This is a genomic window from Lishizhenia sp. (genome assembly GCF_057456495.1).
The window spans coordinates 1-6,722 of sequence record NZ_JBVCPV010000167.1 but is presented as its reverse complement, the minus strand read 5'-3'; the positions used below and the strand labels follow the sequence as shown (position 1 = coordinate 6,722).

Annotated in this window: 9 protein-coding genes; 6 read left to right on the top strand and 3 right to left on the bottom strand. The window is 36.1% G+C overall.

Going from position 1 to position 6,722, the window contains the following annotated elements; genetic code table 11:
- The 3 genes from AC22ZQ_RS11405 to yajC all read left to right on the top strand — a co-directional run.
- Positions 1-737 (top strand): transcription antitermination protein NusB (locus AC22ZQ_RS11405; protein ID WP_318958898.1); only part of this gene is annotated, 737 nt, incomplete at its 5' end.
- A gap of 22 nt (positions 738-759) precedes the next feature.
- Positions 760-1,149, top strand: coding sequence for a DUF1573 domain-containing protein (locus AC22ZQ_RS11400; protein ID WP_318958897.1), 390 nt, complete (start codon positions 760-762; stop codon positions 1,147-1,149).
- A gap of 14 nt (positions 1,150-1,163) precedes the next feature.
- Positions 1,164-1,472 carry a preprotein translocase subunit YajC gene (gene yajC, locus AC22ZQ_RS11395; protein WP_318958896.1) on the top strand — a complete coding sequence of 103 codons (309 nt, stop codon included), beginning with the start codon at positions 1,164-1,166 and terminating at the stop codon, positions 1,470-1,472.
- Positions 1,473-1,504: 32 nt separating this feature from the next.
- Here yajC and AC22ZQ_RS11390 read toward each other — a convergent pair whose 3' ends face one another.
- A complete protein-coding gene (locus tag AC22ZQ_RS11390; protein WP_318958895.1) occupies positions 1,505-2,203 on the bottom strand; it encodes a DUF4294 domain-containing protein in 699 nt (232 codons plus the stop codon).
- A 39-nt stretch (positions 2,204-2,242) separates the two neighbouring features.
- On the opposite strand from AC22ZQ_RS11390, the gene AC22ZQ_RS11385 reads away from it, so the two are divergent.
- From AC22ZQ_RS11385 to AC22ZQ_RS11375, 3 genes are read left to right on the top strand one after another with little or no spacing between them, the layout of a single operon-like run.
- Positions 2,243-2,692 (top strand): hypothetical protein, encoded by a 450-nt coding sequence (locus AC22ZQ_RS11385; protein WP_318958894.1) that lies wholly within the window; start codon positions 2,243-2,245, stop codon positions 2,690-2,692.
- A gap of 55 nt (positions 2,693-2,747) precedes the next feature.
- Positions 2,748-3,299, top strand: a complete 552-nt coding sequence (locus tag AC22ZQ_RS11380) for an RNA polymerase sigma factor (protein ID WP_318958893.1) — start codon at positions 2,748-2,750, stop codon at positions 3,297-3,299.
- Positions 3,296-4,738, top strand: coding sequence for a hypothetical protein (locus tag AC22ZQ_RS11375; protein ID WP_318958892.1), 1,443 nt, complete (start codon positions 3,296-3,298; stop codon positions 4,736-4,738). Before AC22ZQ_RS11380 ends, AC22ZQ_RS11375 begins: the two co-directional genes overlap by 4 nt.
- 1 nt (position 4,739) lies before the next feature.
- On the opposite strand, the gene AC22ZQ_RS11370 is transcribed toward AC22ZQ_RS11375, so the two are convergent.
- On the bottom strand, positions 4,740-5,777 hold the full coding sequence (locus AC22ZQ_RS11370) for a glycosyltransferase family 2 protein (RefSeq protein WP_318958891.1): 1,038 nt from the start codon (positions 5,775-5,777) through the stop codon (positions 4,740-4,742).
- Between the two features lie 12 nt (positions 5,778-5,789).
- Positions 5,790-6,722 (bottom strand): GWxTD domain-containing protein (locus tag AC22ZQ_RS11365; protein ID WP_318958890.1); only part of this gene is annotated, 933 nt, incomplete at its 5' end.

Here is a 6,722-nt window from a genome sequence, read left to right as displayed (position 1 = left end):
CAAAAGAAGAAGATTTAAATCCAAACATGAAGTTTGTAGACAACAAGGTTATTGCCCTGTTGGAAGACAACTACATGTTGATTCAGGCTTCTGAGGAAAGAACGGTTAACTGGGTGGGTGACACTGAACGTGAAATTTTCAGAAAGATGTTTTTACACATTCGTGAAACAGAAACTTTCTTTGAATTCATGAACAATGGAAACACTGGTTTTGAAGAGGACAAGAACTTCTTAATTACCTTGTTCAAAACAGAAATCGCGAACTACGATCACCTCTACTCTTTCTTTGAAGAGAAGAGCATACACTGGATGGATGATATTGATTTAGCGGCAACCATGGTGATCAAGACACTTAAAAACTTCGAAGAAGAAGGTGCCAATGACATCATGCCTTTGTACAAAGACCCAATTGATGAGAAAGATTTCGTAAGAACTCTCTTGAAGAAAACCATCAAAAGAGAAGAAGAAAACTTGAAATTAATTGACGAGTTAACTTCTAACTGGGAATTAGATAGAATTGCACGTATGGACGTTTTATTAATGGAAATGGCCATTACAGAATTACAAGAATTCAACAATATCCCCGTAAAGGTTACATTGAACGAATACATTGAAATTTCTAAGTTCTACAGTACCCCAAAAAGTAATGTATTTATCAACGGAGTACTTGATAAGGCCATTGCACGTCTTGAAGCCGACGGACAAATCAATAAGATAGGTCGCGGTTTAATGAATTAATTATATTAGCGCAAAAAAAATAATGAAAGGAAAATTTTTATTCTTAGCAATGCTCTTCATCTTTGCTTCTTGTGGTTCAGAGTCAGGCTCTATTATCGGTGAAAAAACTACGATGGAAGTACAAGAAGAAATTGATATGGGAGATGTTGCAAGAGGTGAAGTAATTGAAGCTGAAATCTCTATTAAAAATACAGGAGATGTTCCTTTGATTATTGCGGATGTGAAAGGAAGTTGTTCTTGTACAGTAACAGACAAACCTTCAGATCCTATTGCCCCAGGAGAATCTACAAGTACAATTGCAAAAATTGATACAAAGAACTTTACTGGGAATATCACTAAAACAGTTACAATTTCTGGAAACACGAAACCTTCAGGACACACTGTTTTAATTAAAGCACACGTTATAAACTAAATAATACAAAAGAAATGAACGTAATGTTATTACAATCAGGAGGAGGAAGTATGCAATCTCTTCTAATGATTTTAGGAATGGTAGTAGTATTCTACTTTTTCATGATTAGACCTCAAATGAAAAAGCAAAAAGAAGCTAAAAAATTCAGAGAAGGATTAACGAAAGGAGATAAAGTTGTTACCATCGGAGGAATCCACGGGAAAATTTTAGAAGTAGCTGAATCTTCAGTTTTATTGGAATGTGAAGGTTCTACGAAATTAAGAGTTGAGAAATCAGCACTTTCTTCTGGAGCACAGGACACATTAGCTGCTACAGCAAAATAATCCGAACAGAAATAATTAGAAAAGGGAACCTATTAGGTTCCCTTTTTTCGTTGCTTCTTTCTTCTTTCTCGGCTCCTTTGTCTGTTCTTTTTTCTTGCATCTCTCCTTCGCTTTACATACGCCTTCTTTTTCAGTTTGTATTCTTTTTTATCGAGAAGATGTACCGTAAAATCAAAATCCACAAGACCGGCATTCACATCTTCAATTACCCGTTCTAGAATATAATCCTCATTCTCTGGGTCATATTTCATTTTTAAATCTTGCTCCCATGCTTGAGCTATTAAGGCAAAAGTGGAAGCCTTCGATTCTGATTCGTATTGCGAAATAATATCATAAATACTCATCCCCGTTTCCCTGTATATTAATTTGGCCAATACTACACCTTCACTCCTGTATAGATCCTTCAATAAAAATTTAAAATCTGCCTTTAAATCTTTATGGGTCTGCTTTACTAATTTCTTTTGTTTCCGATTTTTATTGAGTAGCGCTAAATCCTTGTCCAAGGAATCTAACACTTCCTTGGTGTACAAAGCAAGGGGGTAAACTCGTCTGACTTTTCGCAGTAAGCGATTATATTCTTTTTGATAATTCGGTATACATTTTATTTCCTCAAGGTCCTGTACGTATACAATACTTGTATCCAAAGGTTGACTATTACCTTCTTGCCCCAACAAGCATCCGGCATTCAAAAGGATAATAAATATGGAGAGTTGTTTAATTTTTGCAAACATATTCCCTAGTTTTAAGGTGTTAACAATAGTTATCAAGTTATGAAATTTCTTTTTAGTACAATTTTCCTCAGTGTTTTAATTATCAGTTGCAATAACGATGCCTCACGAAAGAAAATTCCCCAAACTCACAAAGCAAACACCCTAAATACTAACGAAAATACCACAAAAGAAATTGCACAGAACCCCAATTTGGCTGTAGAAAACACAGATACAATTAGTACGCCCCTACCTGAACCGGATACCATAATACACGCTGAAATTGAAAAGAAATTCGGCCTGCAATGGGATTTTTGTAATTGCATAAAAGCAATAGACTCTATAGAAAAAGCTTTGGAAAGTGAAACAACAGCAGAATCTGATTTCGACTTTCTCTTACAACGGTCTGATTACATAGATTCTAAGTGCAAAGAGATAACTGCAACTCCGAACAATACAGTAGAAGAACGAGAAATTCATTTCAAAAAAGTTCAGAATTGTTTAAATAATTAATAGTTTCGGGCAACCTTTCTAAAAAGGCCTAAGTATATAAACCAAAACCACTCATTTGAGCGCTATTAGTGCAAAGACAATTAAAGACTTTTGTAAAGGCAAAAAGAAAGCCTTTGACAAAATTTACCATGCCTATTCGCCGGGCATGTATGCTATTGCTTTGCGTTATATGAAGGATGAGGACGAGGCCAAAGATGTACTTCAAAACAGCTTTATTAAACTTTATAACAGTAGAGAAAAGTTTGATCCATCAGGATCTATAGGTGCATATATAAAACGCATCACAATAAATACAGCGCTCGATGAAATACGCAAGAAAAAGAAATTTGAACCTATAGAAAACAATGTTGTTCTCAGTGAAGAAGAAACAGAATTTGAATTAGAAGACACATCCAATCAGTCTTATCAGCAACTTTTAAATCTCATTCAAGAGTTACCAGATGGTTATCGCATGGTGTTTAATCTCTTTGTTTTTGAAAATTTAAAACATACAGAGATTGCAGAATACCTTGATATTTCGGTGAACACCTCGAAATCTCAATTGATGAAAGCAAAAAGAATGCTGAAGGAGAAGTTAGGGAGCTTGATTAATATAGAAAGGGCATGAGTAAGAAAAATAACATAGAGAATCTTTTCAGAGAGAAGATGCTTAAGGCTGAGGTTACACCACCAGCTGATGTTAAGCGTGCAATTGATGACGCCCTAGATTTTCCAAAATCTAAGGGAAGATTACTTGCTCTTTTACTTGCCATTTTATTCTTATCTGGTCTTTCTATTTCTGCCTTTTTCTTTTTTAAAAACCAGAATTCTACAGGTGATATTTCCCTAAATAAAATTGAAAACAACTCCACTTCAATTACTCCGGACCAAAAGAGCGATGTAGAAAGCAAGGAAATTCTGAGCAAGGAAAGGAAAAGCAATCTAAACAATACTGCAAATGCTCACCTTTTACCAATTGATAGTGTGGTTCCTAAACAAGAAACTGCGTTTGTTCCCGCTAACCGCGCCAGTACAAACACTCCCGCAACTTCATTGAGCTCAACTCAAATCTCAGGTAATACATTGCTGGCTTCAAACAAAGCAAATGAGAAAGCAGCAGACAGAACCGAAACAACCCCAGAAATAAACGCTGAGGTGAATAAGACCGGCACAAATAAGGAGGAGCAGTCTTTACAGAACAATTCGTTAAATACTGAGCATTCAAATCAGGATACCTCTACGCAGGTTGTAGGAGTTGACACTACTTCAACAACACAAGCAAATGAGGATGAAAAACCAATCGATGAAACTAAGGGAGAAGTAGAAAAAGAGAACACGAAAGCAGATGATAAGAAGGACGAGAAAAAAACTACTCCTTCTCAGTTTTTAACCGGTTACTCTGTGGGAATTGAAGCTCGCCTTGCAAGCTTTAAACCTTCTTTAGAAATCACCTCTTCCTCTGCCCCTGGTAATCAAGAAAAAATAAATTATCGATCTATCATGGCCTATCAAATTTATGGTCAGTTAAAGGCGCTAGACGTATATAACCTACAACTTGGTGCCCAATACCAGAATGGTAGTATGAATTATGAAACAGACAGTACTTACACGCAAATTTATCAATACATTGATTCAAACTCTGTTGTGTATACCTACGATACGAGTGGGATGATTATTGATTCGTCGTATTCAACTGTAACCGATACGAGCGTAAACACCATTGCGCAAACGCTATCTAGTTCTATAAACTATTTCAGTATACCTGTAAGTATTGGTAGAACCTTTATCTTAAACCCCAACGGAGATGAAAATTTAAAATTGACAACCAACCTTGGAGCAGATTTGAGGTTCACTTCTTTGAAAGGAGATATAAACGGCCTAGTTGTCAACCCATTTTCCGTAAATTTTGTACTTAGAAATACTTTGGCTTATCAAATCGGTGATTTCGATATCATTCTTCCTATACAAGTAAGTTACAATCCAAAATCGAGAATCTTGTATCAGGAAACGCGTATTGATCCCAAAAGCAGTTTTAGCCTTGGGCTTGGTATACAATACAACTTCTAGCTTATTTAAAAAGCCTTTGATTCAATTTAGAAAAAGCTGTAATTCCTTTAAAAAAACGCGCAAACAACAAACTTCCTGTATAAAATCCAGCCTTGTTTGCTTCTAAGTTACTTGTAGCTTTTTTCAAAGCTTTGCGCTTTGCATTTAATTTCGGAAGTTGTTGGTAATAGTTAGCATGCGCTCTACCTATCGCCCACAAATGCTTGAATTTAAATTTCACTGCAAACTTTAAAGCTGCAATTCCATCCAGAATTAATCGTTTGAAGATAAATAATGGAAGTATGCCTTTATAATTTTTATGAATCATATAAAGACTGTTGCGGAAATTGAGATAGGTTTTGTTCGGACTTTCATAATTCAAGGTCCCCCCGCCAACATGGTAAACTACTGCTTTTGGGGCAGCAAAAAAGGAATATCCCCTATTCTTTAAACGCCAACACATATCAATCTCCTCCATGTGCGCAAAGAAATCCTCGTCTAAACCTCCTACTTCATGATAGGCTTTTGCATTGACCAACATACAGGCTCCAGTAGTCCAAAAAACCTCACGAACACCGTCGTATTGTCCCTTATCCTCCTCTACATCACCAAATATTCTACCTCTACAGAAAGGATAATAATTCTTATCTATAAATCCTCCCGCGGCACCAGCATGTTCAAAAACACTTTTATTATGATAGGCCAAAACTTTGGGTTGAACCCCAACACAACCTGAATTGCTTTCAAGTTCTTCAAGCATGATATCCACCCAGTTTGCCGTAACTTCAACATCAGAATTTAACAGAACATAGTAATCCGCTTTTACTTGCTTAAGCGCATCATTATACCCTTTGGCAAAACCACCATTACTTGTATTAACTATGATATCTATAGAAGGGTAATTCGCCTTTAAAAAAGAGATACTATCATCTGTGGATGCGTTATCAGCAACAATAATCTGGTGACCCTCTGAATATTTCACCACAGAAGGTAAAAATTGTTCGAGGTAAGCTTTTCCGTTCCAATTTAAAATTACAACGGCAACCTTAGCTTGTGACATGTAAAAGTGACTTTAGAAATTCTTGTAATAACGACTTGCATTAGCTCCGTGAGAATCAACACTACCTCCTGTTGGATCGTCTATGTTATTCCCTGGTGTAGTTCTACTGTTGATGTAATATTGCCATCTGTAGTTCTGTAACTCTCCTACCATATCTGAGTGTAATAATCTGTAGGTATTGTTCACCATATCCGGGTTGTAGAACACAAATCTTTTGTTTGAGAACTTTCCAATTTTATCGTATTGCCATATCTCGTAAGGATATTCACTTGGAGAAGTTGGTCGAGCAGTAATGGAACTCGGTGAACCATACTGTAAGTAAACCCTACCTCTATCAGTTTCAAATCCAACCTGGAAATTCGTTGCATACAAACGCTCCACAAGTTGTACCTGTGCTTTGTATTTCATCCAGTTTTCGAAAGATTGGATGGAAGAAGTTGTTTTCCAGAACGACTGAATATACTTTCTGTGTAAAGTTGTGTCTTCCTCCTTTAGTAATTGAATGATGTTTTTAACATCAGATTGACTAGAAATTGGAATTAAACTTGCCAAATAATAACGTAAAGAATCCGTGGTAATTGAAGCTTGAAATGCAGGGTCTACAATTTCATCTTGATAATTCGAAAGGACATCAACTGCGAAGTTATTTCTATCAAAGTTAATCACGTTAGAGGCAATAAGGTTTTGCTCAGCATCCACAACACTTACTTCTAACAAATAACTTCCCGCTGGTAGGTTAGTAATATCAATTGATTTTGCAATCGGTTTGATTTCACCCTCCACTTGATACTTGTACATGCGGTTAAACGCACTTAGGTCTAACTTATTTTCACTGTCATAAATACGCTGAAAAACTACATAGTTAGAATCATTTTTTAATTCTTCACCAATGTTATACAACTCCACGTAGTAAGGTAAAAACTGAAACTCTGAAGGATAGTAGTT